The following is a 1089-nucleotide window of genomic DNA, read 5'->3' as shown; positions in this document are numbered from 1 at the left end:
CAGTGAAGCTGTCCGGCTCTGAACAGACGTTGTCGACGACAGTGTACCCTCATCGCGTCACAGAGACGATTTTCCCTGCAGAGTGGTACGTAACCGACGTTTCGACAGTCCAGCAACTCGGATCTCCGGGGGCTCTCGTGATCAACCCCGGGACCACACCAAGCCAGACACAACCAACTGATATCCCACTTATTGCAGCTCTCCCGTTTCTCGCCGGTGGAATCACCCAGATCGTTCGAACACTTTCTGTTGCAGCATTTGGTGGTGGACTCCTGATTCTCGTCGTCGTTTACAATGTCACCCGAATGTCGATCCGTGACCGCCGGAGACTCATCGGTATCGCACGCGCGACTGGTGCATCACCTAGCCGCCTCTTTGCGGTTCTCTTGACTCGAGTGTTGATTCTCTCAACTGCTGGAATCGCACTCGGGTATGCTATTGGCGTGGTTGCAACGAACGCGGTGATTAACATCGCGACATATGCCGGTCTCCCTGTGTCGATTCAAACGAACGTTTCGCCAGAGATTGCGACGACACTTCTCGGAATCAGTGGGTTTCTCCTCGCGATGGGACTTGCCGCAGGGGCCTTTGCATCTATCCCTACTGTTCGAGGTGACCCAACATTCAGTGGTGGTAACGATACGTCACGGTCGCTGCCCCGAGTCTTTGGACGTGTACAAAACCTGCTCGCCCCAACACTTGTGGACTGGCGAGCGTTTGTCCCAACGGCAGCAACACTCGCGGTATTCATGTTGATCATTCTCCTTACGGGTGCAATTGGTGGGGCAATCGCCCCACTGGCAACGACGTCGAGCGGGACGATTGTCGAAAGTGGTGCTGCTCACCCATTGAACAGCCGAATCAGCGAGGACTATGCAACGGTACTTCGGTCTCATGGAATTGAAGCGAGTCCAGAGGTTGTCTATGCTCAGTCGCGGGGAACAGAACCCTATCTCATCAGAGGGGCAAACTATTCAGCGTTCAGTTCGGTTACGGACGCGTCAATCACTCAGGGACATCCACCAACGGCTGCTGACGAGGCGGTTATCGGAGCAAGCCTTGCTCAGACTCTTGGTGTCGATGTCGGCG

The 1089-nt window shown here is 55.2% G+C and carries 1 protein-coding gene; it reads left to right on the top strand.

Annotated features, from left to right (window positions below):
- A partial coding sequence (locus AUR66_RS20935; protein WP_157533244.1) for an ABC transporter permease occupies window positions 1-1089 on the top strand: 1089 nt, incomplete at both ends.

The organism is Haloferax profundi, assembly GCF_001469865.1.
Classification (GTDB): Archaea; Halobacteriota; Halobacteria; order Halobacteriales; family Haloferacaceae; genus Haloferax; species Haloferax profundi.
This window is presented reverse-complemented; position numbering and strand designations above follow the sequence as displayed.